27 protein-coding genes are annotated in these 24,906 nt (G+C 62.8%); 11 read left to right on the top strand and 16 right to left on the bottom strand.

Annotation, left to right across the window (positions count from 1 at the left end; translation table 11 throughout):
- Positions 1-1,518 (bottom strand): sugar ABC transporter ATP-binding protein, encoded by a 1,518-nt coding sequence (locus ACMDCR_RS26430; RefSeq protein ID WP_413989464.1) that lies wholly within the window; start codon positions 1,516-1,518, stop codon positions 1-3.
- A gap of 162 nt (positions 1,519-1,680) precedes the next feature.
- Complete coding sequence (locus ACMDCR_RS26425; RefSeq protein ID WP_413989463.1) at positions 1,681-2,649, bottom strand: substrate-binding domain-containing protein; 969 nt, start codon at positions 2,647-2,649, stop codon at positions 1,681-1,683.
- Between the two features lie 275 nt (positions 2,650-2,924).
- On the opposite strand from ACMDCR_RS26425, the gene ACMDCR_RS26420 reads away from it, so the two are divergent.
- Positions 2,925-3,545, top strand: a complete 621-nt coding sequence (locus ACMDCR_RS26420; RefSeq protein ID WP_413989462.1) for a glucose-6-phosphate isomerase — start codon at positions 2,925-2,927, stop codon at positions 3,543-3,545.
- 108 nt (positions 3,546-3,653) lie between these two features.
- On the opposite strand, the gene ACMDCR_RS26415 is transcribed toward ACMDCR_RS26420, so the two are convergent.
- The 9 genes from ACMDCR_RS26415 to ACMDCR_RS26375 all read right to left on the bottom strand — a co-directional run bounded on the left by ACMDCR_RS26415 (position 3,654) and on the right by ACMDCR_RS26375 (position 11,969).
- Positions 3,654-4,148 (bottom strand): MarR family winged helix-turn-helix transcriptional regulator, encoded by a 495-nt coding sequence (locus ACMDCR_RS26415; protein ID WP_413989461.1) that lies wholly within the window; start codon positions 4,146-4,148, stop codon positions 3,654-3,656.
- A 129-nt stretch (positions 4,149-4,277) separates the two neighbouring features.
- On the bottom strand, positions 4,278-4,859 hold the full coding sequence (locus ACMDCR_RS26410) for an NAD(P)H-dependent oxidoreductase (protein ID WP_413989460.1): 582 nt from the start codon (positions 4,857-4,859) through the stop codon (positions 4,278-4,280).
- Positions 4,859-5,161 (bottom strand): cupin domain-containing protein, encoded by a 303-nt coding sequence (locus ACMDCR_RS26405; RefSeq protein WP_413989459.1) that lies wholly within the window; start codon positions 5,159-5,161, stop codon positions 4,859-4,861. The genes ACMDCR_RS26410 and ACMDCR_RS26405 overlap by 1 nt, the downstream gene beginning before the upstream one ends.
- A 3-nt stretch (positions 5,162-5,164) precedes the next feature.
- Entirely contained in the window at positions 5,165-6,577 is a 1,413-nt protein-coding gene (locus tag ACMDCR_RS26400; protein WP_413989458.1) for an FAD-binding oxidoreductase, read from the bottom strand.
- Positions 6,578-6,606: 29 nt separating this feature from the next.
- Positions 6,607-7,554, bottom strand: a complete 948-nt coding sequence (locus ACMDCR_RS26395; protein ID WP_413987661.1) for an IS110 family transposase — start codon at positions 7,552-7,554, stop codon at positions 6,607-6,609.
- A gap of 366 nt (positions 7,555-7,920) precedes the next feature.
- Positions 7,921-9,249, bottom strand: a complete 1,329-nt coding sequence (locus ACMDCR_RS26390; RefSeq protein WP_413989457.1) for a cytosine deaminase — start codon at positions 9,247-9,249, stop codon at positions 7,921-7,923.
- On the bottom strand, positions 9,216-10,046 hold the full coding sequence (locus ACMDCR_RS26385) for an ABC transporter permease (RefSeq protein WP_413989456.1): 831 nt from the start codon (positions 10,044-10,046) through the stop codon (positions 9,216-9,218). Before ACMDCR_RS26385 ends, ACMDCR_RS26390 begins: the two co-directional genes overlap by 34 nt.
- 12 nt (positions 10,047-10,058) lie before the next feature.
- Complete coding sequence (locus ACMDCR_RS26380) at positions 10,059-10,874, bottom strand: ABC transporter ATP-binding protein (RefSeq protein ID WP_413989455.1); 816 nt, start codon at positions 10,872-10,874, stop codon at positions 10,059-10,061.
- A gap of 78 nt (positions 10,875-10,952) precedes the next feature.
- Positions 10,953-11,969 carry an ABC transporter substrate-binding protein gene (locus ACMDCR_RS26375; RefSeq protein ID WP_413989454.1) on the bottom strand — a complete coding sequence of 339 codons (1,017 nt, stop codon included), beginning with the start codon at positions 11,967-11,969 and terminating at the stop codon, positions 10,953-10,955.
- Between the two features lie 167 nt (positions 11,970-12,136).
- Between ACMDCR_RS26375 and ACMDCR_RS26370 the strand changes: the two genes are divergently transcribed.
- The 9 genes from ACMDCR_RS26370 to ACMDCR_RS26330 all read left to right on the top strand — a co-directional run bounded on the left by ACMDCR_RS26370 (position 12,137) and on the right by ACMDCR_RS26330 (position 19,972).
- Positions 12,137-12,523 carry a RidA family protein gene (locus ACMDCR_RS26370; protein WP_413989453.1) on the top strand — a complete coding sequence of 129 codons (387 nt, stop codon included), beginning with the start codon at positions 12,137-12,139 and terminating at the stop codon, positions 12,521-12,523.
- A gap of 223 nt (positions 12,524-12,746) precedes the next feature.
- Entirely contained in the window at positions 12,747-13,604 is an 858-nt protein-coding gene (locus ACMDCR_RS26365) for a LysR substrate-binding domain-containing protein (protein ID WP_413989452.1), read from the top strand.
- Positions 13,605-13,777: 173 nt separating this feature from the next.
- Positions 13,778-14,848 carry an ABC transporter substrate-binding protein gene (locus tag ACMDCR_RS26360; RefSeq protein ID WP_413989451.1) on the top strand — a complete coding sequence of 357 codons (1,071 nt, stop codon included), beginning with the start codon at positions 13,778-13,780 and terminating at the stop codon, positions 14,846-14,848.
- Between the two features lie 105 nt (positions 14,849-14,953).
- Complete coding sequence (locus ACMDCR_RS26355; protein WP_413989450.1) at positions 14,954-15,847, top strand: ABC transporter permease; 894 nt, start codon at positions 14,954-14,956, stop codon at positions 15,845-15,847.
- Positions 15,844-16,680 carry an ABC transporter permease gene (locus tag ACMDCR_RS26350; RefSeq protein WP_413989449.1) on the top strand — a complete coding sequence of 279 codons (837 nt, stop codon included), beginning with the start codon at positions 15,844-15,846 and terminating at the stop codon, positions 16,678-16,680. The genes ACMDCR_RS26355 and ACMDCR_RS26350 overlap by 4 nt, the downstream gene beginning before the upstream one ends.
- Positions 16,681-16,692: 12 nt before the next feature.
- Complete coding sequence (locus ACMDCR_RS26345; RefSeq protein ID WP_413989448.1) at positions 16,693-17,784, top strand: ABC transporter ATP-binding protein; 1,092 nt, start codon at positions 16,693-16,695, stop codon at positions 17,782-17,784.
- Positions 17,785-17,831: 47 nt separating this feature from the next.
- Complete coding sequence (locus tag ACMDCR_RS26340) at positions 17,832-18,623, top strand: transporter substrate-binding domain-containing protein (RefSeq protein WP_413989447.1); 792 nt, start codon at positions 17,832-17,834, stop codon at positions 18,621-18,623.
- A 42-nt stretch (positions 18,624-18,665) separates the two neighbouring features.
- A complete protein-coding gene (locus ACMDCR_RS26335) occupies positions 18,666-19,334 on the top strand; it encodes an amino acid ABC transporter permease (RefSeq protein ID WP_413989446.1) in 669 nt (222 codons plus the stop codon).
- Positions 19,331-19,972, top strand: coding sequence for an amino acid ABC transporter permease (locus ACMDCR_RS26330; RefSeq protein WP_413989445.1), 642 nt, complete (start codon positions 19,331-19,333; stop codon positions 19,970-19,972). The genes ACMDCR_RS26335 and ACMDCR_RS26330 overlap by 4 nt, the downstream gene beginning before the upstream one ends.
- Before the next feature lie 6 nt (positions 19,973-19,978).
- Here the strand turns inward: ACMDCR_RS26330 and ACMDCR_RS26325 are convergent, their stop codons facing one another.
- From ACMDCR_RS26325 to ACMDCR_RS26315, 3 genes are all read right to left on the bottom strand, one after another.
- Positions 19,979-20,239, bottom strand: a complete 261-nt coding sequence (locus ACMDCR_RS26325) for a hypothetical protein (protein WP_413989444.1) — start codon at positions 20,237-20,239, stop codon at positions 19,979-19,981.
- Between the two features lie 4 nt (positions 20,240-20,243).
- Positions 20,244-21,257, bottom strand: coding sequence for a WD40 repeat domain-containing protein (locus ACMDCR_RS26320; protein WP_413993736.1), 1,014 nt, complete (start codon positions 21,255-21,257; stop codon positions 20,244-20,246).
- Between the two features lie 175 nt (positions 21,258-21,432).
- Positions 21,433-22,485: a CobW family GTP-binding protein gene (locus tag ACMDCR_RS26315; RefSeq protein WP_413989443.1), complete on the bottom strand. Its 1,053-nt coding sequence runs from the start codon at positions 22,483-22,485 to the stop codon at positions 21,433-21,435.
- A 357-nt stretch (positions 22,486-22,842) separates the two neighbouring features.
- Between ACMDCR_RS26315 and ACMDCR_RS26310 the strand changes: the two genes are divergently transcribed.
- Positions 22,843-23,298, top strand: a complete 456-nt coding sequence (locus ACMDCR_RS26310) for a hypothetical protein (RefSeq protein WP_413989442.1) — start codon at positions 22,843-22,845, stop codon at positions 23,296-23,298.
- 15 nt (positions 23,299-23,313) lie between these two features.
- Here the strand turns inward: ACMDCR_RS26310 and ACMDCR_RS26305 are convergent, their stop codons facing one another.
- Together ACMDCR_RS26305 and rpsU are read right to left on the bottom strand one after the other, a co-directional pair.
- Positions 23,314-24,171, bottom strand: a complete 858-nt coding sequence (locus ACMDCR_RS26305; protein ID WP_413989441.1) for a tetratricopeptide repeat protein — start codon at positions 24,169-24,171, stop codon at positions 23,314-23,316.
- A 419-nt stretch (positions 24,172-24,590) separates the two neighbouring features.
- The gene (gene rpsU / locus ACMDCR_RS26300) at positions 24,591-24,824 is read right to left on the bottom strand and encodes a 30S ribosomal protein S21 (protein WP_068285423.1); all 234 of its coding nucleotides are present in this window, start codon (positions 24,822-24,824) and stop codon (positions 24,591-24,593) included.
- Between the last annotated feature and the right edge of the window lie 82 nt (positions 24,825-24,906).

Below are 24,906 nucleotides of genomic sequence, written 5' to 3'. Positions count from 1 at the left end.
TTATCCAATCGCTTTGGTTGCGGCTGAGCCGGGCTGTCCGCCCTCGCTCATCGCCAGAGAGAGGAGATTTTCTTCCGAATAGCTGCCGGGCTTGAGTTCGCCCCTGATCTCGCCTTCGCGCATCACCAGCACGCGATCGCATAGCCCGAACAACTCCTGGTGCTCGGAGGAGATCACCAGCACGGCCTTGCCTGCTTCGGCGAGCCGGTTGACGAGCGCATAGATCTCGGTCTTTGCGCCGACATCGACGCCGCGCGTCGGCTCGTCGAGGATGATGATCTCGCCCTTGGCATGGAACCATTTGGCCAGCACCACCTTCTGCTGGTTGCCGCCGGACAGGCTTGAGACTGGAGCATCGACGCTTGCTGCCTTGAGACGCAGGCTCTGGCCGAGATCGGTGACGGTACGCCTTTCCAGCCCCTGGCGCAGGAAGCCGAGGGCAGTGGTGATCGAGGACATGCGCGCCATGGTGGCATTCACGCGGATCTGCTTGTCGAGAATCACGCCCTGGTGCTTGCGATCCTCCGGTACGAGGCCGATGCCCGCCGCCACCGCATCGCGCGGAGAGCGGAACCTCACGGGCTGCCCCCTGAGCTTGATCGAACCCGAATCCGGTCTGTCGGCGCCGAAGATCAGGCGCGCCACCTCGGTGCGGCCGGAGCCGACCAGGCCGCCGAGGCCGACGATTTCACCGGCGCGCACCGACAGGCTGACATTGCGGACCTTGCGGCCGGCATTGAGGCCGCTGACCGAGACCATCTCCTCGCCGATCTTGCGCGGGGCTGTCTGCGGGAACATCGCCGAAAGCGGGCGGCCGACCATCATGCGGATTATATCCTCGATGGTGACGTCCCCGGCGGCGACGGTGCCGACGAGCTGGCCGTCCTTCATCACCGTCATGCGGTCGGAGATGCGCATCACCTCCTCGAGGCGGTGGGAGATATAGACGACGCCGACATTGTGGGCACGCAGATCCGCGATCACCCTGTGCAGGCGTTCGGCATCCTGCGCCGAGAGCACCGCGGTGGGCTCGTCGAAGATGATGATCTTTACCTCGCGCGACAGCGCCTTGGCGATCTCCACCACCTGCTGATGGGCGACCGCGAGGTTGCCGACACGCTCGCCCGGATCGATATCGAAGCCGAGGCGGCGGATCAACTCGCCGGCCTTCCTCTTCAGGCCCGGACCGGCGAAGACGCCCGGTAGTTCGCCCAAGAAAATATTCTCCGCCACCGACAGGTCCGGCGCCAGCGCGAGCTCCTGGTGGATTACGGCGATGCCGAGCGCCCTGGCCAGGCGCGGGTCGCGGAAGTCGACATGCTGGCCGGCGATCTTGACCTCGCCGCTGGTGGGCTGGAGCTCGCCGCCGAGCACGCGCATGAGGGTTGATTTGCCGGCGCCGTTTTCACCGAGAAGGGCGTGGACCTCACCGCTCCGCACGTCGAAATCGACGCCCTTCAGCGCATGGACGCCGCCGAAGGATTTGGTGATGGCCGTCAGCCTTGCGAGTTCTGGCATGGTGCGCTCGCTGCAATGAATGGTCATCCCGGACGCGATGCGGCACGCTGTGCCGCTTCGCAGATCCGGGACCGTAAGACGAGAAAAATGCTTGCTGGAGGGCGGTCCCGGATCTGCGCTGCACCGTTACACGATGCAGCACGTCCGGGATGACCCTGCTCCTCAGAACACTGCATCCTTCCTGTAGTACTTGTCGACATTGTCCTGCGTGATCACGGCAGGCGTCGTCAGGTTCAGTTTGGGGAAATCGGCAGGCAAATCACCCTTGAGGGCCTTCATGCCGATATCGACGGCCGTGCGGGCCACGAGATCGGGATCGTTGAGGCCGGTCGCGCCATATTTGCCGTCCTTGATGAGGGCGAGCGCTTCCTTCTGGCCATCGGCGGCGGCGAGCACCAGCACATCGGTCTTGCCGGCAGCCTGGAGCGCCTTCATGCCGCCCAGCGCCATCGAGTCGTTCTCGGCGAGCAGGACGTTGACGTCGGGATGGGCCTGAAGCAGGTCTTCGGCAGCCTTCAAGCCGTCCTCCGTGGCCCAATTGCCCCAACCCTGGCCAAGCACTTCGAAGCCGGCCTTGCCCTCGTTGACGAGCTGGCCTTCCACCAGGCCGCGAAACACGCCGAGGCGACGGTCACGGCCGACTTCATTACCCTGGGAACCGGACAGCAGAATGATCTTGACCGGCTTGCCCTGCATCTTCTTGGCGAGCCACTCGCCAACCAGGAAACCATTTTGGTCGTTGGAGGAGCGCACCTGCGTGATGACATTGGCCTTGGTGTTGATGGAGGAGTCCATCACCACCACCTTCACGCCGGCCTTGGTGGCGGCATTGGCAGCGCCGACAAGACCCTCGGGATCGCGCGGGTTGAGGATGAGCAGGTTGACGCCCTTGGCGACCATGTCCTCGACGTCGGAGATCTGCTTGCCCATGTCGTTCTGGCCGTCCGAGGTGGTGACCTCGCAGCCGGCCTTCTTGCCCTCGTCGATGGCGGCGGCCTGCTGGGCGGCAAAATAGGGGGCGCTGAGCGTATACATGGCGACACCGATCTTGCAGTCGGCCGCCTGGGCAAGGCCCGCCGTGCCCGCCAGCAGGGTCGCCAGCAAAGCGCCACCCAAAAGGGATTTCTTCATCGTCCGTCTCCTCCGAAGCCAAATTCGCTGGGCGTTTCTTTGCGGCCCATTTGGTAGCTTAAGTACATTTTTTGATAACGGTCAAGCGAGAGAAAATATCAAAATTTGATATCTATTCACATAGGTGAAATGCTGCGGCGCAATATTGCGCATTTTTCCGTGCACCTGGTCAAAAACTTGCCCGCGGTCTTGTCGGCCGGTTGTCGAAAATGTAGCATAGCTACACAATTTCGAGTCCCAAGGCTCGCTTCATTGCGTTGAAAGGTTGTGCTGAAATGCCGATGCGTGAACCCGGTATCTGCCGAGTCGATGTCGAGAAGGGCGAACTGAGCGGCGCCAGCAATCGCTACACCAGGACGATGGCGGATCTTGTCGGCCTCTATGCGGACCAAGACGCCTACAATGCCGTTCTGGCCGAGCTCGGCGAGACGGTGGTCTACGAGGTCACCGACTTCAAACCCTCGTCCGATGCCGGCGACATGATCATCGGCGTCACGCGCATGATCCCGGGCAGGGTGGGCGATGAGTATTTTCTCACGCGCGGCCATATCCACGCCAACGCCAACCGGCCGGAAATGTATTATGGGGAGGCGGGCCACGGCCTCATGCTGCTGGAATCACCCGCCGGCGAGATTCGCACTGTCGAGATCGGCCCGCGCAGCCTGTGCTACGTGCCGCCCTACTGGATCCACCGCTCCGTGAATATCGGCGACACGGAACTGGTGATGACCTTCGCCTATCCGGCGGACTCCGGTCAGGACTACGACATCATCGCCAAGGCCGGCGGGATGCGCAGCCGCATCGTCGATGACGGCAAGGGCGGCTGGAAGGCCATCGACAATGAAGGCTACCGGTTCCGCTCGAAGGAACTGGTGGAAAGTATCATGGGGCTGTGATTTCCCGGGATCGCAGGCATCCTTGCCTGCTCTTGGATACGCTTCGCTCTACGACAAAGTTGCAGGCAAGGATGCCTGCGATCCCAGGAAGGATGTCCGCGCTCCCGGTCACACCTCGTCGGCGTCCCCATCGTCGGCGCCGTCATCGTCGTCGGGATCCATCTCGCCGCCCAACGCGTGCTTGAAACCCTTCTCGACGCGCTTCAGCAGTTTGCGCAGGCGCTTGCGGTCCTTGCCATCGAGATGGCTGGTGGCCTCCGCCTCGATGTCCAGAGCCAGGGCGGCGATGGCTGCCGCCTTGTCCTTGCCCGTGGGGCTGAGCGCCACGCGCACCACACGTCCGTCGCCGTCGGTCGTCTTGCGCTCGATCAGGCCCGCTGCGGAGAGACGGGCGATCGTCTTCGAGGCCGTCGGCGGGCGTACGCGCAGGATATCGGCGAGCTCGCTCATCGACAGCGCCTCGCGCCCTGCCAGTGCTTCGAGAACCTGCTCCTGGCCGGGAAACAGGCCAAGCGCTTCAAGGAGCTTGGCCGTTCGAGCCCGGTGCAGCCGGGCCACATGGATCAATTGATAACCAAGGGTCTTGGAGGCCGGATGTCGCATGGCAATAATCCGCCGGCTGATGATTTGATGTAGCCGGCTTCAAATACATTTTCTTACAGAAAATGTCGAGGAGTACCTGCGCAAACTGTGAAAATGGTTTTGTTTGAGCATTGGGACAAGGCAGCGCCCCTAAAGGTGCTCCAGCGTTCGCTCCACCTTGGCCAGGAAGGCTTTGCGGGACTGATCGGTCGACAGGTTCATCGAATAGTGGGCGAGATAGCGGAAGCGTGCGAAAGGTTTCACCACGCCTCGCAACATGCGCATGATCACACGTCGAGGCGGATCGCCCATCAGGATCGCCTTGAAACGCGAGCCGCCATAGGAGGTGACGGCAACCACGCGGGTGATGTCGTGCAGCGCGCCCTGCACCCTGCCATCGACAAGATTGAAGGAGACGCCCGGCAGGAAGACCCGGTCGAAGAAGCCCTTGAGAATGGCCGGGAAGCCGTAATTCCACACCGGGGTGACGATCACCAGTGCCTCGGCCCGCTGCAGCCGCTCGACATAGGCGACGACGCCTGCCCGGTTCTTGGCCGTATCATGATAGGCGCGCCGTTCCGCCGCCGACAGCACGGGCTGGAAGTCCTCGGCATAAAGGTCGCAATCGTCGACTTCGTGGCCGGCCTTGCGCAGGGTCTCGACGGCTCTGGCGTGCAGGGCCGCGGCGAAGGATTCCTCGCAAGGATGGGCGAACAGAACCAGGACTCGCATCAACCCTTCATTTCGATTTCGACGAAGGCCATCGGTCCAGGCCCGGCATTGAAGACATTATGCTCGATGTCGGCGGGGCGGGAATAGCTGACGCCGGCCGAGAGCGGCACCAGTTTCTCGCCCGCCTTGTCGACGATCCGCAGCGTGCCGTCGAGCAGGGGCACCACGGCATAGGGATATTCGTGGCGGTGCCAGCCCGTCTCGGCGCCCGGCGTGAAGTCATAGCGGGTGATGCGTACGCGCTCGTCGTCGACCTGCAGGGTGCCGGTCGCAAGATTCTCACCGCTCTGGTTGCCGCACATGACTTAGGTTTCCTCCATCTGCATGCCCCGGAACAGGTAGGTCCGGCTCGAGGTGTAGTCGTAGTTCGGATCGTCCCAGGCGATCATCTTGCCGGGGTTGAGCAGGCCCTTGGGGTCAGCTTCGCGCTTGAAGGCGAGCTGCAGCGCGTCGGTCTGCTTCATGCCGCCTTCCTCCAGTGTGTAGCGGTGCGGATTGAACACCGGCGCGCCCATTTCCTCGTGGATGCTGATGATCTCGTCTAGCCGCTCCTCCGTGGTGAACTTCACCAGCGGCAGGCCGAAGCAGGTGACCTTGCCGTCGAAACGCACGAATTCGAGGTGAGCCGGCAATTCATCGCCGAAGCGAGCATGGATCTTCGTCACAAGCTCGAGCTGCTTCGGGAAGGGATAGAGCACCTGCAGATAGGTGATGGTGGGGTCGATCTTCAGTGCCCGCAGCGTGGTGTGATTCCAGCCAAGCTCATAGATGTCGGGCAGGCCCTTGCGATCCGCCTCGCCCAGGCCCGATGTGGAGAACAGCAGTTCGGCGCCCCTGCGCCGGCGCGTGAGGGTAAGGAAGGCATCGTAGTTCTGCGGTGCGATCATGGCGCAGACGATGTGCTTGTCGCGCGGGATCCAGCGCCGGTGCCGATTGAAGTAGTCATGGGCCGCGGGCGCGGCCACCACGGCAAGCTGCTTCTTGAGGATGCCGTCGGCTTCGCCCGTCTCATTGGCGAACGCGGCCGCCTCGGCGAGCGTATCGAAGCCGATGATGACATCCACCCATTTGAAGGCGGTGGTCAGCGGCATTTCCACCTCGGTGATGATGCCGTTGGTGCCGTATGCGTGGCTGACCTTCTGCAGGTCCTCGCCGGTGAGGTCGAGCAGGCGGGGGCTTGCCTCCATCGTCACCACCTTGAGGCGGGTGACATTGCCCCAATCGCGAAGGCCGCCCCAGGTGATCGAGCCGACGCCGCCAGAGCCGCCGGCGACGAAGCCGCCGATAGTGGCGGTCTTGGCGGTGGAGGGGTGCAGGCGCAGTTCCTGGCTGGAATGAGCTTGTGTCTTGCTGTCGATCTCCGCCATCACGGCGCCGGCTTCGGCGACCAGCACGCCCGGCTCGATCTTCAGCACCTTGTCCATCAAGGAAAGGTCGAGAACCACGCCGCGCGAAAGCGGCATGGCCTGGCCGTAATTGCCGGTGCCGGTGCCGCGCGGGGTGACGGGAATGTCGAGGTCATAGCAGGCAGCGAGCGTGGCGGCGACATCGGCGGCCGATTTGGCGAAGACGACGCCATCCCCGGTGATGTGGTCGAGCTGGCGCTTGAGCACGGGCGAATACCAGAAGAAGTCGCGGCTCTTCTGGCGCACGAGCGTGGGGTGGTCCTCGATGCGGATGCCGGGCAGGCGGGCCTTGAGCGCGGCGATGTCGGTCATGGGACCTTCCTGGGAGTATCCGTATTCGGTCAAGCAGCTTTAGGCGTCCAAATCCGATTATCTCGCAAGAGGGCGTTAGCGAGGATGATGAGCTTGCGCATGATGGCGACGATGGCGATTTTTTTGGGTTTTCCGGCGGCGACCATGGCCTGGTATTTAGCGGCGAGGTCGGGGTTCCATCGGATAGCGGCGACCATGGGCATATAGAGGGCTCGTCGCAGAAGGGCTCTTCCCCCGCGAATGAAGCGCTTGCCATTTTTGCTGCCGCTGTCGCGTGGGACAGGGGCGAGGCCGGCCAGGCTTGCGGCTTGAGGGGGAGACAGGGTGCCCAGTTCAGGCATGTGGATGAGCATGGCGTGAGCTGTGATGGGTGCCACGGCGGGGATGGAATCGAGGATTTCGGCTCTGCGCTTGAAGGCGGGATCCTTGTCGGCCCGCCTGGCGATCTCCTCGTCGATGGCGTTTATCTGCGCTTGGGTCAGAGCCAGTGTCTTGGCGAGTTGGCGCTTGATCAGGGGGAGTTCGGCGGTTTGCTGGCGGGTCTGGGTTGCCACTTTGATCTTCATCAGGGCGTCCCGCGCCGCGGCCAATTGCTTCATCTCCTCAAGGGCCTGGCTGACGATGAGGGTCGGCTCGGGCTGGACGGCCTGGCCATAGCGGGCCAGGGTCATGGCATCGATGCGATCGGTCTTGGCCAGCCTGCCAATACCTTCGGCAAAGCGTCGGGCCTGGCGCGGGTTGAGCTTGACGGCCGGCAGGCCGGCCTGGTTGAGCGCGCGTTCGAAGGCGCGATGATAGGCCCCCGTTGCTTCGAACACCACACGCTCGACAGTCCAGGAAGAAAGCCAGGCAAGCAGGGCGCGATGGCCCGCCTGGGTGTTGGCAAAGCGCTTGATGAGGCCTGCCGGGTGGACAGCCACATCCAAATGATCCTTGCCGATGTCGGTGCCGACATTGTGTGCTAGGCTGCTCGTCATCTTTTCCAAGTCCTCTGCTTGTCTCCGGAGCAATGCCGGTATCCGTTCAGGCCTCATGGAAAAGAGAGGGGTGGTCAGACTCCTAAGTCAGTCCTTCGATTATCGCAGGCACGACCCGTCCCCTCCCGCCTCCAGCTCGGCGGCCACCGAGCTGGAGGCATCCAAAAGCTAGGCTTGCACGATGGGATTGAAATAGACAATCGCAGGCTTCCAGCCTGCTCTTGGAGACGATACGCATATGGGAAGGGAAGAGCAGGCGGGAAGCCTGCCATGCCATGACCTCGGGGGGCGGGTCTTCAGACCCGCCTTCTGCGTCGTTGCCTTTGAAGAGGTGGGTCTGAAGACCCGCCCCCCGAAATGTCTCCCTCATCCCGCCAGCACTCCGTCCAGCTCCTCGTAATCCGGCAGCGCCGTATCGATCGCTTGCCCTCCGCGTACCACCACGCGGTCGCTTTGCGGGCGCGAGAGCAGCTCCGTCCAGTTGCGGGCCCGGAAGAGCACGAAATCGGCCGCGCCGCCGACGCGCAGCCGCCCGGCATCAATGCCCATCACCGAGGCGGGAGTCGCCGTCACCACCATCGGCCAGTCGCCGAAGGGATGATCGAAATGGGCGATGCGGCTCGCCTCGCGAAATACTTCCAGCGCATCGAGATCGCCATAGGCGTAGAAGGGGTCGCGCGTGTTGTCGGAGGCCACTGCCACCTTCACGCCGGCCGCCTTCAGCTCATGCAGCAGCGTGACGCCGCGGGAGCGGGGGGTGCGGCCGGTGACGCGGTCCTGGAGATACAGGTTGCACATCGGCAGCGAGACCACGGCGATGCCCGAGGCCGCCATCTTGTCGACGGTGCCCCTGATTTCCTCTTCCTCCTGCCGTGCCAGCGAGCAGCAATGGCCAACGGTGACCTGGCCGGCGAAGCGGTGGCGCAGGGCAGCCTCGGCGATGTGGCGCAACGAGCGCGAAGCCGGATCCTGCGTCTCGTCGACATGGAAGTCGAGGTCGAGGCCGTTGTCGGCCGCAAGGCGGAAGAGGGTGTCGAGGTTCTGGTCGAGCTCGGGCACCATATAGGTGACCCCGCCCATGATGCCGTCATGGTCGCGCACGGCGGCCGTGACCTGTGAGACATGGGCGCGGTCCGAGACCTGTTCGATCGAGAATAGCGCCACGGCCTGCAGCTCGATGCGGCCGGCCCATTTCTCGCGCATTTCGGCAAAGACGGGCCAGGAAATGCCTATCTGCTTGCCGATCGAATCGAGATGGGTGCGAATGGCCGAAGTGCCGTGCGCATAGGCGCAGCGCAGCGAGAATTCCATACGGGCGGCAACATCGGCGGCCGACCAGTGGGCCTCCCGGTCGAGCGTGACATTGTCGAGGGCGCCGAAGAAGGTACCATCGGGATTGCGCCGGCGCGGCCAGATATGGCCCTTGTCGAGATGGGTGTGCAGCTCGACGAAAGTCGGAAAGGCCATGCCGGCCCTGAGCGCACCGGGCAGGCCGCCAGCCGGGGTGAGCGCGACGATCTTGCCATTCTCGACCGTCAGGCTGATGCGTGCCAACCCGTCCTCGTCCGGCGTCAGGCCCGGCAAGGCCACCAGGCACGCGGGAACGGTGGCTTCGAGGGACCAGCGGCCCGAGGCGGGAATTTCCGGTAACGAGGGCACAATCAGTTTTCCCGCTTCAGGGCGCTCTCGTGCCATTTATGCAAAAGCAGATGCGAGGCGAAAGAGAGCAACAGGAAGATGACGATACCGGACAGCGACAGCAGCACCAAAGCGGCATAGGCGCGCGGATAGGCGAAATAGCGCGGGGCGAGATAGATGACATAGCCGAGGCCCCCGCGCGCGCCGCCTGCCCCGGTAGCGAGTTCTGCCACCACGGCACCGATCAGCGAGAGGCCACCGGCAATGCGCACGCCGCCCAGGAAATAGGGCAGGGCACTGCGCAGGCGCAGCACCCAGAGCTTCTGCCAGGGCGAGGCGCGATAGAGTTCGAACAAATTGAGGAGATTATGGTCGGTCGAGCGCAGGCCGATCAGCGTGTTGGCGAGTACCGGGAAGAAGGCGACCAGCCATACGCAGACCAGCAGCACCGTACCCTGCGAGAGGATGACCAGCAGGAGCGGCGCAATCGCCAGAACCGGCGTGACCTGCAGGATGATCGCATAAGGATAGAGCGTGAATTCGACCAGCCGCGACATCGAAAACAGCACCGCCAGCACCACGCCGCCGACCACAGCCAGGACGAAGCCCTCGATCGTCACCTCGATGGTGAACAGCCACGCCGGCCCCAGCGTGTTCCATTCGCGAAAGAAGGCCGCCCAGATCTCGCTCGGGGCCGGCACCACCTTTTGTGGAGTCAGGCCGACATCGACGCAATATTCCCAGATCGCCACGACCACGACCAGGAAGGCGAGCGGCAGGGCCCATTTGAGGAAGGCGCCTGCGCGGCCCCGTGGGACGCTTGCGAGGTCGCTGGTGTTGGTGAGGGCGCTCATGTCGGCCTCCGTTCAATGTCCATCGACCGTTTCGGCCGTCTTGCCGATGGCCGCCGTCAGCGTGGCCGAGGCCTTGCGGCAATAATCGGCATAGGCGGCGGAGGCGCGAAACTCGGGGGTGCGCGGGCGGGGCGCATCCACGATGAGCTCGGCGAAGGCCCGGCCGGGGCGGGCCGCCATCACCACGATGCGGTCCGAGATATAGACGCTCTCGAACACGGAATGGGTAACGAACACCACCGTCCAGCCGAGTTCGTGCTGGATGCGGATCAAATCGTCATTGAGCTTCTGGCGCGTGATCTCGTCGAGCGCCGCGAAGGGCTCATCCATGAGGAGGAGTTTCGGCTTTGTCACCATGGCGCGAGCGATGGAGACGCGCATGCGCATGCCCCCGGACAGTTCGCGCGGATAGGCATCGGCAAAGGCATGGAGGCCCACATTGTCGAGCGCCTGCATCACCGTGTCCTTCGCCGCCTTGCGCGAGATGCCCTTGAGGCGGGAGGGCAGCCGCACATTGTCGAACACGGTGGCCCAGGGCATCAGCGTCGGTTCCTGGAAGACGAAGCCGACGTCGCTGGAATGATCATCGCCTCCGCCCGGCCAGATGAGGCGGCCGCTCGAAGTGTCGCCGAGCCCGGCGATGATGCGCAGCGCCGTCGACTTGCCGCAACCGGAAGGGCCGAGCAAAGAAAGGATCTCACCCTGGTAGATATCGAGATCGAGATGCTCCAGTGCCAGAGTGCCCGAGGAGAACTGCTTGCTGACATCGCGCAGCGAGACGACGGTCTTGGGGGTCGGCGGGCGCGGAGTGGAAGCGGCCTGGTTCAATGGGGGATTTCCACTTGAGTGAAGGGCACCACTCCCGTCCCCAGCTTCGTGGGGAAGGCAAGTCGCGCCCCGCATCTTCTACTTCTTGATCAGATCCGAGCCGACATTCTTGTTCACGAATTGCAGCGTGTATCCCTTCTTGTAGTCGAGATCGGCGGTGTAGACGCCGGCCTGGACCATCTTGTCGAAGAAGGACTTCATGTGCTCGTCGGTCATGGCGCCGATTCCGCCCTTCTCGGCATCGCCCGAGACGACCAGGCCATGAGCCTTGAGCTGGGAGACGCCATAGGCGATCTGCTCGTCGTTCATGTCAGGATCGTCCTTCTTGATCGCCTCATTGGCGGCCTTGTTGTCGCCGTAGAGATAATTGGCCCAGCCGATGGCGGAGGCGTCGACGAATTTCTGGACCACATCGGGGTGCTTGTCGATGAAGTCCTGCCGGGTGACGATCAAGGTCGAATAGGTATTCCAGCCCTGGTCGGCGATCAGGAAGACGTTGGGCTTGAAACCGCCGCTCTTTTCCACCTGAAGGGGCTCGGAGGTCACATAGCCCTGCTGCACCGAGTCCTTGTCGGCGATGAAGGGGGCGGGATTGAAGTCGTAGGGCTTGACCACCTCATCGGTGAAGCCGAAGGCTGCCTTCATCCAGGCATAGCCGGTGGCCTGGAAGTCGGGGCCGATGAGGATGGACTTTGCCTTCTTGAGGTCGGCCCAGCTATCCAGGCCGACGCCAGGATGAGTCATCAGGATCTGCGGGTCCTTCTGGAATGTGGCGGCGACGGCGACCAGCGGCACGCCTTCCTTCACTGCCGAGAAGACCTCGACCATGTTGCCGCCCATGTAGAAGTCGTTCTTGCCGGCAACCAAGGCCGTGGCGTTGTTGGCCTGCGGACCACCCTGCACAATCTCGACATCGAGGCCGTATTTCTTGTATGTGCCGTCGGCAACAGCCTGGTAGAAGCCGCCATGCTCGGGCTCGGCCAGCCAGTTGGTGCCGAAGCGCACCTTGACGAGATCCTCCGCATGGGCGGCATTCAAGCCGGCAAGGAGCACGGCCGCCGCAATGAAGCTGGCCTTCTTGAGCATCTTGTTCATTCGTTCGCCTCTGTTCCCTTCCGGCTCGAAGGCCGATAGTGGTCATGCGGGCGCTTCAGTCAGGGCCCTTGCCACGCCGATAGGAATTGTTAGCGGCAAATCGCGCTTGCACAAGAGACAAGCACGACTAATTTCGCGCCAGCCCCTTCTGCCCAGGATCTGTCCCCATGCTCCGTGCCATTACGCCGCCTTCCCTCCGCGCACCGTTCGCGCGTTATAGCCATGCCATCGAAGTGCTGGCCGGTACGCGGCTGGTGTTCTGTTCGGGGCAATTGGGCATCGGCACCGACGAGGTGATACCGGAAGGCGCCGAGGCGCAGGCCGCGCTGATCTTCCAATCCATCGCCGCCATCCTGGCTGAAGCAGACATGGGACTTGGCGATATCGTGCGCATCAACGCCTATGTTACAGCCCGCGAGCACATGGCGGGCTATATGAAGGCACGCGACACGGTGGTGTCCAATCCGCCGCCAGCCTCGACGCTCATGATCGTCTCTGGCTTCACGCGGGAAGAGTTCAAGGTGGAGGTCGAGGTCGTGGCCGCAAAGCCGTGAGCCCGCCGATCCACGGACGCCCATCACGACAGAAGGCTCTTGTGATTTTCAGCTCATGTGGAACAATGCTTGCATGCGCTGAGAAGGTTGACGAGGCCGGCACGGGCAGGGGTATCATCACAGGGGATCAGCAGCATGGACCGCCTAGTCCGGCGCCTCGCAGCGAATGCGTTGCACTATCGCCCATCGCGCCTCCGGCCTACTGGCTCTCTTCCGCGCCCCCATGCTGAATCTTGACCCCTACTTGCTTCGCGCCTTTATTTCCGTCGCCGAAGTGGGGACGGTGAATGGCGCGGCGCTATCGCTGCATCGCACGCAAGCGGCGGTCAGCATGCAGATCCGCAAACTGGAGGGTCTGGTTGGGTCAGACCTCTTCGAGCGCAGCCCCAAGGGACTCACCCTGACTGCCGACGGACTTCTGCTTGTGTCCTATGCCCGTGAAATCCTCACTTTGACCGACGAAGTCGGCAAGCGTCTGAACGGCCGGCAGATCGAGGGACGCATCCGGCTCGGCGTGGTCGAAGATTTCGCGGCGACCCGCCTGATCGACATTCTCAGGGATTTCCGCGACAAGAACGCGCGGGTCGACATCGACATCCTGGTCGATTCCAATGCACGCTTGGCGGCCATGCTTGAGAATGACGAGCTTGATATCGCTGTCTGCGATACCAGCCGCTGCAGCCGCAAGCCTGTGCATGTCTGGAACGAGTATCTGCATTGGGTCGGGCGTGCCGATATCGAATTCATGCCGGACATGCCGCTGCCCGTCATCATGTTCGTGGAAAGCTGCCCCTGGCGGGGCCCAGCCATGGCGACGCTCGCAACGCGCAATCGCGATTGGCGCATCGTCTGCGAGGCTTCGACCCTGGTGGCGATGGCGACGGCCGTCAGGGTCGGCATCGGCATCGGCCCAATGATCGCGGCGACCATCCCCGAGGGTTGCCGCGCCCTCGACAGATCGATCGACATACCGGGTCCGGCCCGGGTCGACATCGGTCTCTATGTGCGCAGCGGCGCGCGCGAGGAGTCGCGTTTCCTGGTCGATTTCGTGCTGCGCCAGGTTGAGCTCGGCCACGCCTGAGAGACTACCTGTGGCGGCGTTCCGCTGAGGGCATTCAGCGGCGCTTATACCCTCACATCTATTTTCCGGCTACCGCAGCCGGTCTTTTTCGGGCCCCCTCTGCCGTGCTGGCGCTGCCCATAAGAAGTCGGTCCACGACGCGGGCATGGCGGCAGCCATAGAGGGGAAAGATCATGATTGAATTGTCGCGCAGGAACCTGCTCGCACTTCTGGGCTCGATGAGCGTGCCCGCGTTGTTGGGGACGGTCGCACCAGTCCGGGCCGCCGGTACGAAGTTGACGGCCGTCGAATGGGGCGGCGATGTCGTCAAGGCGATGAAGGAGATCGCCGCTCAGCAAAGCACCGTCGATATCGATTGGGTCCTCCATCAGGGTGGTGCCGCCGCAATTCTACCCAAGATCAAGGCGATCTGGCCGCGCACTGATTTCGACTATGTCGCCGGCTGGGAAGGTTCCTTCAACAGCATGATCAAGGAGGACTGGCTGGAGACCATCTCACCGGCCGACATTCCCAATCTCGCCGACATTCCCGCCAAGATGATCATCAAGGACAGCAAGGGAGGGATCAAGGCGGTACCGCGCGCCGTCGGCGGCATGTATTTCGGCTACCGCACGGATACGGCGCCGATGCCCGTCACCAGGATCGAGGACCTGTTTGATCCCAAGCTGAAGGGCGCCATCTGCTGGCCCGGTCCGACACAAAGCATGATGCTGCAGATCGTGGCGCTGGCCCTGCATGGCGGCGGCGACGAGAAGAACATGGAACCAGGCTGGGCCCTGATGAAGGATCTCGCCAAGTCGGGCAATATCGGCCGCATCGCGGTGACCGATGTCGACTTCACCAACTCCTTCACCGCGGGCGAGACCTCGGTCGGTTTCTTTGCCGAGCCGAGCTGGGCGGCCGTCGCCAAGAACTTCCCGGTAACCCGCCTGACCAAGCAGAAGGGCATGGCGACCTTCCTCTATCAGAGCGGCTTCGCCGTGCTGAAGAACCGGCCCAATTTGAAGGCGACGCTGGACTTCATCAATTTTGCCATCAGCCCGCCGATGAACGCGCTCTATGCCAAGGTCGCGGGCGAGGCACCGCTCAATGCCAAGGCCGAGACGCCGGACAACCTCAAGCACCTCATTTTCACGTCGGCCGAACTGGACGAATATGTCCACGTGCCCGACTACGACGTGGTGCTGTCCAGCCAGGATGCCTGGGCCAAGCGCTGGGAAGCCGATATCGCACCGCTGCTCTGACGCAAATCGAAACGAGGACACCATCGCCCTCGTTTTTCTCCTTTCCGCCAGATCGGCTGCCTCCCTCACCCCGGGTGCGGGGAGCAGTCTGCAGGAAAACATCCTTTGTCGTCCCAAGCCATCCCTGCGACCAGCCCGTCGACGACGCCATTCCGCGACCGCGGGGCGATGCTCCTGCTCGTGCCGGCGCTGGCCGTCTTCGTGCTGATCTTTGCGGCGCCGCTTGTCGATCTCGCGCTGGAGAGCTTCAGGCAGTTCGTGCCCGGCCGGATCGGCTCGGCGCCCGATTCGCCTTTCGTCATCGACAATTACAGCGAGCTCGCCAGCCCTTCCTTCGTGGGTGTGCTGCTCGAGACTTTCCGTATCAGTATCGCCGCCTCACTGGTGGGCATGATCATCGCCTTTCCGATCGCCTACGGCATCGTGCGCCGCTTCTCGAGACGGGGACGGGTCGCCTGCATCGGCTTGATGATCATGCTGGTGCTGCTTTCCATGCTGGTGCGCACCTATGCGCTCGAACTCACCTTCGGCTCGGTCGGAATCGCCCGCCCGCTGCTCACCGCCATGGGCATCGCGCCGACCAGCCATTGGTATATCGAGACCCTGGTTGGGGCCGGGCTGTTGCATGCGGTGATTCCGATCAGCGTACTGACCCTGATCGGCACGGTGCAGAATCTCGATCCCCGCCTGATCGATGCTGCCCAGTCCCTAGGGGCGCCGGTCTGGCGGGCTCATCTCGATATCACCCTGCCGCGCAGCCTGCCGGCGGTGATTTCCGCATTCCTGATCTCGCTGACCTTCTCCATCAGCGCCTTCGTCATTCCGATGGTGCTCGGGAAAGGGCGGGTACTTTTCATTTCGAACGTGATCTACAACCGCTTCAGCGACGTCTCGAATTACCCGAGCGGCGCCGCCGTCTCGATCACCATGCTGATCCTGACCCTTTGCGTCGTCTATCTCGTCTCGCTCGTGCAGCATGGCCGGAGGAAACGCGCATGACCTCGGACGGCAGGACCAAGCTCTGGGGCGATCGTTTCGCTGTCGCCGTGACGAACGCACTGGTCGGGCTGGGGCTGGCCTTCCTCATCGCGCCCTTGCTGGTGGCCGGATTGCTCGCCTTCGATGCCCGTGACTATCTCGGGCCGCTACCGCCGCCCGGCCTGTCGCTGCACTGGTTCGAGAAGCTGTTTTCGCAGGATTACGTGGCAGCGGGGCTGAGCACCAGCCTGCAGATCGCGATCCTGGCAACCCTCGTCAATGTGGTGATTGGAACGGCGGCGGCCGTGGGGCTTGACCGCGGTGATTTTCGTGGCAAGGGCCTCATCATGGCGGCGTTCCTGTCGCCGCTCATTGTGCCGGCCGTGGTGACGGGCTTCGCCCTGTTGCTGTTCCTGTCCAAGATCGGTGTGGTCAACGGCTTTCCGCGGCTGCTGGCCGGGCACATCATCATCACGCTGCCCTATGCCCTGCGCGCGACTCTGGCCAGCCTGGTCGGTCGCGACAAACGCCTGACCGAGGCAGCGCTGATCCTTGGGGCGACGGAAAGGCAGGCTTTCTGGAGCGTCACCCTGCCGCTCATCCGCACCGGCATCGTCACGGGCGCGGTTTTCACCTTTGCGATCTCGATGGACGACGTCGCCGTCAGCCTCTTCCTCACCGATCCCACCACCTATACCTTGCCGGTAGCGCTGGTGAGCAACATGCGGGCCTCCTTCGACCTCACCATCGCGGCTGCCGCCGTTCTGCTCGTCGGCATCACGGCCATTCTCATCATCGTCCTGGAACGGCTCGTCGGCTTCGACCGGCTGATCGGCCAGGGCATGTTCGGATAACAGGAGCACGACATGGCCAACTCCGTGGAATTCACCAATGCTGTCAAACGTTTTGGCGACATAACGGCCGTTGATGGCGTCTCCTTCTCGATCGCAGGTGGCGAGACAGTTGCTCTTCTTGGTCCGAGCGGTTGCGGCAAGACCACGATCCTGCGCATCATCGCCGGATTCGAGAAGCCGGATGCCGGGACGGTGCGGATTGCTGGCGAGGATGTCACCAGCCTTAGGCCCTATCAGCGCAATGTCGGCTTGCTGTTCCAGCACTATGCCCTGTTTCCGCATATGACCATCGCCGAGAATGTCGCTTATGGGCTGCGCTATCGCGGCTGTCCGCGCAATGAGATCGCCGACCGGGTCGCCGAGATGCTCAAACTGGTGCGCCTGCCGGACTTCGGGCATCGCAAGCCGCATCAGCTTAGCGGCGGCCAGCAGCAACGCGTCGCCTTGGCCCGGGCCTTGGCGACACGCCCGGGGCTGGTGCTTCTGGACGAGCCGTTGTCCGCTCTCGATGCCAAGCTGCGCCAGGAATTGCGGGCGGAACTCAAGCAGGTACTCGCCGCAGTCGATGCCACGACCATCGTGGTCACCCATGACCAGGAGGAAGCGATGAGCCTGGGCGAGCGCGTCTTCGTGATGAGAAGCGGACATATCGTACAGGCAGGACCCCCGAACGAGGTCTATGGCCAGCCTCGTTCTCGCTTCGTGGCGGAGTTCATGGGACGAGCCAATTGGTTCCGTGGCCGCCTTGAAGCGCATGGCAATGGGCTTGCGGCCTTCGTGGGCGCCAATGGCATGAAGCTGGTGGTTGCCATGCAGGACAGCGCTGCCGGGCGAGGCGAGGTCGATCTTTGCGTTCGCCCGGAGAGCATCGACCTGATGGCGCCGCAGGCCGCCGCAGCCTCGGGCGAGCGCAACCGCATTCCCGGACAGGTTCTGGAAATCACCCCGCTTGGCGCCATGCGCCAGGTGCTGATCGGGCTTCAGGGAGGCGGGCAGCTACTCGCTGTCCAGCCCAATAGAGCCGGCGACGCCCAAGTTCCCGGACAGCCCGTGGTGGTGGGACTGCCGGCGCAGGGTTGCGTCGTCATCCCCGTCGCCGCTTGAATACTCTGCATCGTTGAAACGACCCATCCAGAGAAAGGACGAGTTCCATGAAGCTGAATTTCTTCCTGCGTGCCGCCGCCGTGACCGCGGCGCTCTTCGCCGGTGCCATCGGCGCCAGAGCCGATGCGCTCGACGACATCACCAAGGCCGGCGTGATCAATGTCGGTGTCTTCGCCGATTTTCCGCCCTTCTCCTCGGTGAGTTCGGACATGAGCCTCAAGGGCTATGACATCGATGTGGCGCAGATCATCGCCGATGGGCTGAAGGTCAAGCTCAACCTTGTCAGCGTCACCGGCCAGAACCGCATCCCCTTCCTGACCGAAAAGCGCGTCGACATGCTCCTGAGCGTGGGTTACAGCGCCGAGCGCGAGAAAGTGGTCGACTATGTCTCGGCCTATGCACCCTATTACATCGCGGTCATCGGCCCTCAGGCGCTGAAGGTGACCGGCAAGGAGGATCTGGCGGACAAGTCCATCGCGGTCAATCGCGGCACCCTTGAGGACACGTCGTTGACCGCGGTGGTGCCGAGTTCGGCCGATGTCCGCCGTTTCGACAACTACAACTCGGTGATCCAGGCTTTCCTGTCGGGCCAGGCGCAACTCATGGTGGTCGGCAATGACGTCGGCTCCCAGGTGCTGGCCAAGCGCGTGGATCTCAAGCCGGAACAGAAGTTCCAGCTCTTGACCTCTCCCGATCACATCGCCATCAACAAGGGCGAACCCCGCCTCAAGCAGGCTCTGAACGACGCGATTGCCAAGATGGCGGCGGACGGCAGCCTGAATGCCATCTCGGTGAAGTGGCTGAACAAGCCGCTGGACCCCAAGGATCTGAAGGACTGATCATAAAAAGACGGACTCCGGCTTGCGGCAAAGGGCGCGACGATGGGCGGTAATCTCGACTTCGGGTGGCTCGGCGATGCCTCTGCCGCAATCGCGAGGGGGGCGGCGACGACGATCGGCATGATCCTCGTCTCTGCCCTGCTGGGCGTTGTCCTCAGCGTCATCGGTGCCGCGGGGCGGCGCAGCCGGCATGTGGCGATCCGCTATTTCGTCACCGGCTATGTCGAGCTGATCCGCAACACGCCCTTCATCGTCCAGATGTTCTTCATTTTCTTCGGGCTGCCGAGCATCGGGCTGGTGCTCAATCCCCTGGTGGTCGCGATCCTGGCGATCACCATCAATCTGACGGCCTATGGCATCGAGATCGTCGGTGCCGGCCTCGACGCCGTGCCGCGGGGGCAAAGCGAGGCCGGCATGGCGCTCGGGCTGCGGCCCGGGCAGATCTTCGTCAAGGTGGTGCTGCCCCAGGCCCTGCGGGTGATCTCGCCGGCTCTGACCAGCCAGATCGTCATCATGATGCTGGAGTCGGCCGCGGTCTCTCAGATTGCGGTGAAGGAGCTGACCTATGAGGCCGACCTCATCCAGGCCAGAACCTTCCTGCCTTTCGAGACCTATCTCGTGGTCGCGCTGATCTATCTGGGACTGAGCATCATCCTGCGCCGGGTGCTGCTGAACGGCGGCCAGCGCTTCCTGTTCAGGGGAGCCATATGATGGACTTCACCCTCTGGGATATCGTTCGCAATCTTCTGCTGGCGGCTCGCTGGACGGTGCTCCTTTCGATAGCGGCCTTCATCGGCGGCGGCATCGTTGGCCTCGCCATTCTGCTGATGCGGATCGACAGCCGCAAATGGCTGCGGCGGCCGGCGGAATATTATATCGGCCTGTTCCAGGGAACGCCGCTGTTGCTGCAGCTTTTCCTGGTCTTCTTCGGCCTGCCGCGCCTGGGTCTGCGCATCGACCCCTGGCTGACCGCCGTGCTCGGCCTTACCTTATGCGCCAGCGCCTTCCTCGCCGAAATATGGCGCGGCGGCGTCGAGGCCCTGCCGCGCGGCCAATGGGATGCCGGGGCGAGTCTCGGCCTGCACTATTTTCTGCAATTGCGCCTTGTCGTCCTGCCCCAGGTCTTTTCGATCACACGGGCGCCCACAGTCGGTTTCCTGGTGCAATTGGTGAAGAGCACGGCTCTGACCTCGATCATCGGCTTCGAGGAATTGCTGCGTACGGCCAATGCCATCAACAATGCCACCTTCCAGCCCTTCATTGTCTATGGCTGCGTGGCCCTGATCTTCTTTGTGATCTGCTTCCCGCTTACGAGCTATGTGAAGACGCTGGAAGGGCCGAAGTTGTGAGCCGACCTATTCGGCCAGCGCCGCTTCGACCGCCGCTCCATCTACTTCCAGCAAAGGCGCCAGCACCTTGTAGGCCTTGGTCTTCACGCCAGGTTGCATGATCAGGATCACCGTCTCGGTGCCGGGGCAGTAGGCGTCGCCGCACTGGATTTCGCTCACCGACACGGTTGTCTCCACGCCGAGGCCGCGCAATGCACGAACCTGCTCCTTGATAGCGGCTGCCCTGTCGCGCTCGGCCTGGCTGGGTTTGCGGAACAGGCCGAACATGGGCTCAGGCCGCAGCCGGCAAGGTGAGGATGCCGGCCTGGCCATCCTCTGTGCCGATGGCGAGCTGAGCGCCCGTCTTGTCCCAGGCGAGCGCCGTGATGTTCGATCCATCGACGGCGCGGCGCACCAGGATCTCCGAGGCGTCGGTCAGGCGGCAGAGCAGCACGCAACCGTCCTCATAGCCGAGCGCCAGCACCAGCGCCTTGGGATGGAAGGCCACGCGAGTCACCTTGGCGTGGCGGATGCCGCACTCGCGTGGTGCCTTGCCCATGGGGCCATCCTTGGACTGGAAAGGCCAGACGATGCCGGCGTCCGCTCCCGAGGTGGCGAGCCAGTTGCCGTCATGCGACCACGAGAAGGAACGCGTCTTGGAGGGATAGCCCGACATGCGCATGTGCTTCCTCTCGACCACCGACCAGCCATGGAGCATGTTTTCCTGCATGGAGGTGACGATGAAGCGGCTATCGGGCGAAATCGTGATGTCGAGGTGGCTGCCCTTCCATTCGTAGAATTCGGGGGTGGCAGTCGAATTGGGGAACCAGAGCGAGACGCCGTTGTAATGGGCGATGGCCAGTCGATAGCCCTTGGGCATGAAGGCGATGCCACGCACGCCGGAGGGCGCCCCCCATTGCTTCACCGCCCCCTTCTCGTCGCGGACGAAGACGAGCTTCCCGGCCGACCAGGCCGTGGCGCCACCGGGGGAGAGGGCCACCGCGTCAATCCACTTGTTCTTGACTTCGCCGAGCCGGCCGATCTCGCCATTGGCCGAGAGCTTGACGACCTGGCCATCATCGCTGCCGGCGATGAGCATGGTGCCGTTTGAGGCGATCGAGAGCAGGCTGGCATCCGCGAATAGCCTGTCGCGCTTTTCCTCACCGATTGCGGCCGTGATGACCGTGCCATCGGTGAGCGCGAAGATCGGTGTTCGGCCGAGCCAGCTCGCGGCGAGCACATGGCCGCCGGCCTCGATCCAGGTGGTGGCTTCGGACAAGGAGGGGAAGGTGGTGGTGTTCACGATGCGGACCTGGGAGCGCGGACGTCCCGTCCGCTCTTGAAACGATTGCGTTGGATAAAAAAGGGCGCTCCCAAGGGTTATGGCTCCCGCCCTTTTATGTCGTGGATTCTGCGGCGGTTCTGGGTCTTCCTGAAAGGTTACAGTTTCAAGAACGGACGAGACGCCCGCGCTCCCAGCACTACGCCGCACAAGCCTTGAAGCCCTGCTCCAGCGCCTCGCGGTTGATGTCGTGCCCGATGAAGACCAGGCGCGACTCGCGCTTCTCGCCCGGCTTCCATTCGCGCTGCAGGTCACCCTCGATGATCATGTGCACGCCCTGCAGCACGAAGCGGCGCGGCTCGTCCTTGAGCGAGAGAATGCCCTTCCAGCGCAGGAGGTTCGGTCCCTCGCTCTGGGCGATACGCTCGATCCAGGGCATCACCTTGGCCGGGTCGACGTCGCCGTCGATCTTCAGCGAGAGGGACTGCATGGTCTCGTCGTGATAGTGCTTCAGGCCGTGCTCGTGGTCATGATGGTGGTGATCATGATCGTGATGATGGTCATGATCATGCTCGTCGGCTTCCAGGAAGGCCGGCTCGAGATCGAGGATGCGGTCGAGGTCGAAGGCGTTGCGGCCGAGCACCTCGTTGATCGCCACGTTGGAGCGTGTCGCCTTGTGCAGCTTGGCATAGGGGTTGAGGGCGCGGATGCGCATCTCCACTTCGCGCAGCTCGGCGGGGGTGACGAGGTCGGTCTTGTTCAGCACGATCACGTCGGCGAAGGCGATCTGGTTCTTGGCTTCCGGAGCGTCCTTGAGGCGGTCCTTCAGCCATTTGGCGTCTGCCACCGTGACCACGGCGTCGAGGCGGGTCTTGTCGGCGACGTCCTGGTCCATGAAGAAGGTCTGGGCCACGGGGGCCGGATCGGCAAGGCCGGTGGTCTCCACCAGGATGGCGTCGAACTTGCCCTTGCGCTTCAGCAGGCCGTCGATAATGCGGATGAGGTCGCCGCGCACCGTGCAGCACACGCAGCCATTGTTCATCTCGAAGACTTCCTCGTCGGCGTCGACGATGAGGTCGTTGTCGATGCCGATCTCGCCGAACTCGTTGACGATGACGGCAAAGCGCTGGCCATGCGGCTCGGTAAGGATACGGTTGAGCAAAGTGGTCTTGCCTGCGCCGAGATAGCCGGTGAGCACCGTCACCGGAATCTTGTCTGAGGACTTGTTTTCGGAAGCAATCGTATCGGCCATGACAATCTCCGGAGCGCAGGGCGCGCTCTTGAAAAACGGATAAGCGCACGGCCAGGCACATGACCGCCTTGGCCGCGTTCGCTCAGCCTTATATTGGATGGCGGGTCCCCAATGTAAGCCCCCGAGGTGCGGATAGTGTGGGATGGAGTTTCAAAAAGCACGGCATCCCCATGCGTCCCGGCAATTGCTGGCAAACTCGGTCCCGGATATCATCCAGGCACTCTCCTATAGCGTTTTGCGATTTGACGGGATCGGCAAGATTCGCAAAGACGCGTTAAAACAATGAGTTAGAGCAATGGGCGTTTGCGTGCAAACGCGCTTTGCTCTAGGGCCCCGATGCCGGGACTGGTCGCCGCCATGAAATTCACGACAGCAACAGTGCTCTTCTCGCTTGCCATGACGATCCCGGCCTTGGCGGGCGACAGCAAGGGCATGACGCTGACGGGCACCTGGAAAGGCTCATATGTTTGCGGGCAGGGCCTTACCGGGTTGACCCTCTCCGTCAATAAACAGGATGGCGCGGCCCTTCTGGGCACTTTTCATTTCTATCCCTTGCCGTCCAATCCGGCGGCCAAGGAAGGCTGCTTTGCGGTTGCGGGGCACATTTTCGAGGACAAGCGGGTCTTCATCGGCGCTTCGACCTGGATCACGCAGCCGAAGGATTACATCACCGTCGACCTGGAGGGGCGCATCGCCGCCTCCGGCACCGCGATGAAGGGCGATGTGAAGGCGGCCTATCCCGGCCTGTGCAGCGCATTCTCGCTCGTCAGGATTTCGCCGACCCCCTCAGCGGAGAAGCCCTGCCACCCATAAGGGCGGCAGTCAGCCTCAGCCGGCTGGGAGCTGCGACAAGCCGTTCTTGGCGGCGGAATTGCTCGGATCGATGCCGAGGGCCTGATGGAAGCTCTCGCGCGCCTTCTGGATATCGTTGAGGCCGGCGGCTGCATAACCGCGGCCGGCCCAGGAGGCCGGGTTCTTGTTGTTGATCTGCAGGGCCTGGTTGAAGTCGGCCAGAGCCTCCTTGTACTTCTTTAGCTGCAGATAGGAGGTGCCGCGCGAATAATAGGGCGCCTCGGCCAGCGGATCGTTGGAGATCGCCGAGGTGAAGTCGTCGATCGCCACCTCGTGATTGGCGCTGGCCTGGCGGATCAGGCCGCGATTGTAGTAGGCCTCGGCCGTTTCCGGCTTGATCTGGATGGCCTTGTCGTAGTCGGCCATCGCCTGCTGGGTCTGGCCCTGCAGGCGATAGATGTTGCCGCGGCCGACATAGGCCGGCGCATAGTTGGGATCGACCGAGATGACCTTGTTGTAATCGGCGAGCGCCTGGTCCGTCTGGCCGGTCTGGCGGTAGACAAGGGCGCGGTTGGCGAGGGCCTGCGCGAAGTTCGGATCGAGTTGGAGGGCGCGGTTGAAATCGGAGACAGCCGGGCCGAACTGCTTGGAGCGCGCATAGGCGGAGCCGCGCATGTTCCAGGCCTCCGGATCGTTGGGGTTCTTCTCGATCACTTGGCTAAGGGAGGAGATGTCGGTGGAGGCCACTTGGTAGCTCTCGCCGCCGTCATCGGCATTTCCGACCCGCCCCACGGTCTCACAGCTCATCAGGCCAAGGCCGGCAGCACCCAGCAACAGGGCCGCCACGAACAGGGAGCGCGAACTCCGCAGGGTGGCCGGGGCGGCTGCATTCATGGGGTCTGTCATCATTCTGATCCGGACAGTTCGAGACAAGTCACAATGGCCAGGGTCTTTCGCCTTCGAGGCCTTTGGCCGGCAATTTGCCGCATTAACCTTGCTGGAAGGTAAAGCTTTCCCCTGAACTTTTCGCAAACGCAGCGTTTGCTGGCTTCCTGACCTAGAGCAAAGCGCCTTTACACGCAAACGCTCATTGCTCTAACTCATTGTTTTGACGCGTCTTTGCGATTCATGCCGATTCTGTCAAATCGCAAAACGCCATAGCGTCAAACGCCTTGCGCGCATCGTCACCGCTATCGTTCCCGAAGCCGCTAACGGCAAATCTGGGCAAGGCTGTGACAAACGCACAAAACACAAACGCCCGGCCAAATGCCCGGGCGTCTGTCGGAGACGGCAACTTCGATCGGAAGCGGAGCTTACTTCTTCACAACGCGGGGCGTTGCGGGAATCAGGCCTTCGCGCTGCAGCTTCTTGCGAGCAAGCTTGCGGGCACGGCGAACGGCCTCGGCAGCCTCGCGGGCGCGCTTTTCCGACGGCTTCTCATAATGGCCACGGAGCTTCATTTCACGGAAAATGCCTTCGCGCTGCATCTTCTTCTTGAGCGCCTTCAGAGCCTGATCAACATTGTTATCGCGAACGAGAACCTGCACGCGTGCTGTCCTATACTTGATGTGAATTGCTGCGGCGGCTTGACGCAAGAAAGCCCAGTGCCAAGGCACCGCCGAATTTGGA

It is taken from the genome of Labrys okinawensis (assembly GCF_047345005.1).
In the GTDB taxonomy this organism is placed as follows: Bacteria; Pseudomonadota; Alphaproteobacteria; order Rhizobiales; family Labraceae; genus Labrys; species Labrys okinawensis.
Note: the sequence above shows the minus strand (reverse complement) of the source record. Positions and strands in the feature narration are given on the sequence as shown.

Bases quoted from the DNA above. Each gene is read 5' to 3' on its own strand.
- ACMDCR_RS26405 (WP_413989459.1), bottom strand. From the start codon at position 5,161: ATGTGCGGCAACCAGAGCGGTGAGAATCTTGCGACCGGCACCCTGCAG.
- ACMDCR_RS26310 (WP_413989442.1), top strand. From the start codon at position 22,843: ATGAAATTCACGACAGCAACAGTGCTCTTCTCGCTTGCCATGACGATC.
- ACMDCR_RS26365 (WP_413989452.1), top strand. From the start codon at position 12,747: ATGCTGAATCTTGACCCCTACTTGCTTCGCGCCTTTATTTCCGTCGCC.
- ACMDCR_RS26430 (WP_413989464.1), bottom strand. From the start codon at position 1,518: ATGCCAGAACTCGCAAGGCTGACGGCCATCACCAAATCCTTCGGCGGC.
- ACMDCR_RS26395 (WP_413987661.1), bottom strand. From the start codon at position 7,554: ATGACGAGCAGCCTAGCACACAATGTCGGCACCGACATCGGCAAGGAT.
- ACMDCR_RS26410 (WP_413989460.1), bottom strand. From the start codon at position 4,859: ATGCGAGTCCTGGTTCTGTTCGCCCATCCTTGCGAGGAATCCTTCGCC.
- ACMDCR_RS26335 (WP_413989446.1), top strand. From the start codon at position 18,666: ATGGGCGGTAATCTCGACTTCGGGTGGCTCGGCGATGCCTCTGCCGCA.
- ACMDCR_RS26350 (WP_413989449.1), top strand. From the start codon at position 15,844: ATGACCTCGGACGGCAGGACCAAGCTCTGGGGCGATCGTTTCGCTGTC.
- ACMDCR_RS26340 (WP_413989447.1), top strand. From the start codon at position 17,832: ATGAAGCTGAATTTCTTCCTGCGTGCCGCCGCCGTGACCGCGGCGCTC.
- ACMDCR_RS26360 (WP_413989451.1), top strand. From the start codon at position 13,778: ATGATTGAATTGTCGCGCAGGAACCTGCTCGCACTTCTGGGCTCGATG.
- ACMDCR_RS26330 (WP_413989445.1), top strand. From the start codon at position 19,331: ATGATGGACTTCACCCTCTGGGATATCGTTCGCAATCTTCTGCTGGCG.
- ACMDCR_RS26315 (WP_413989443.1), bottom strand. From the start codon at position 22,485: ATGGCCGATACGATTGCTTCCGAAAACAAGTCCTCAGACAAGATTCCG.
- ACMDCR_RS26370 (WP_413989453.1), top strand. From the start codon at position 12,137: ATGCTCCGTGCCATTACGCCGCCTTCCCTCCGCGCACCGTTCGCGCGT.
- ACMDCR_RS26420 (WP_413989462.1), top strand. From the start codon at position 2,925: ATGCCGATGCGTGAACCCGGTATCTGCCGAGTCGATGTCGAGAAGGGC.
- ACMDCR_RS26305 (WP_413989441.1), bottom strand. From the start codon at position 24,171: ATGAATGCAGCCGCCCCGGCCACCCTGCGGAGTTCGCGCTCCCTGTTC.
- ACMDCR_RS26385 (WP_413989456.1), bottom strand. From the start codon at position 10,046: ATGAGCGCCCTCACCAACACCAGCGACCTCGCAAGCGTCCCACGGGGC.
- ACMDCR_RS26425 (WP_413989463.1), bottom strand. From the start codon at position 2,649: ATGAAGAAATCCCTTTTGGGTGGCGCTTTGCTGGCGACCCTGCTGGCG.
- ACMDCR_RS26345 (WP_413989448.1), top strand. From the start codon at position 16,693: ATGGCCAACTCCGTGGAATTCACCAATGCTGTCAAACGTTTTGGCGAC.
- ACMDCR_RS26375 (WP_413989454.1), bottom strand. From the start codon at position 11,969: ATGAACAAGATGCTCAAGAAGGCCAGCTTCATTGCGGCGGCCGTGCTC.
- ACMDCR_RS26400 (WP_413989458.1), bottom strand. From the start codon at position 6,577: ATGACCGACATCGCCGCGCTCAAGGCCCGCCTGCCCGGCATCCGCATC.
- ACMDCR_RS26325 (WP_413989444.1), bottom strand. From the start codon at position 20,239: ATGTTCGGCCTGTTCCGCAAACCCAGCCAGGCCGAGCGCGACAGGGCA.
- ACMDCR_RS26390 (WP_413989457.1), bottom strand. From the start codon at position 9,249: ATGGCACGAGAGCGCCCTGAAGCGGGAAAACTGATTGTGCCCTCGTTA.
- ACMDCR_RS26415 (WP_413989461.1), bottom strand. From the start codon at position 4,148: ATGCGACATCCGGCCTCCAAGACCCTTGGTTATCAATTGATCCATGTG.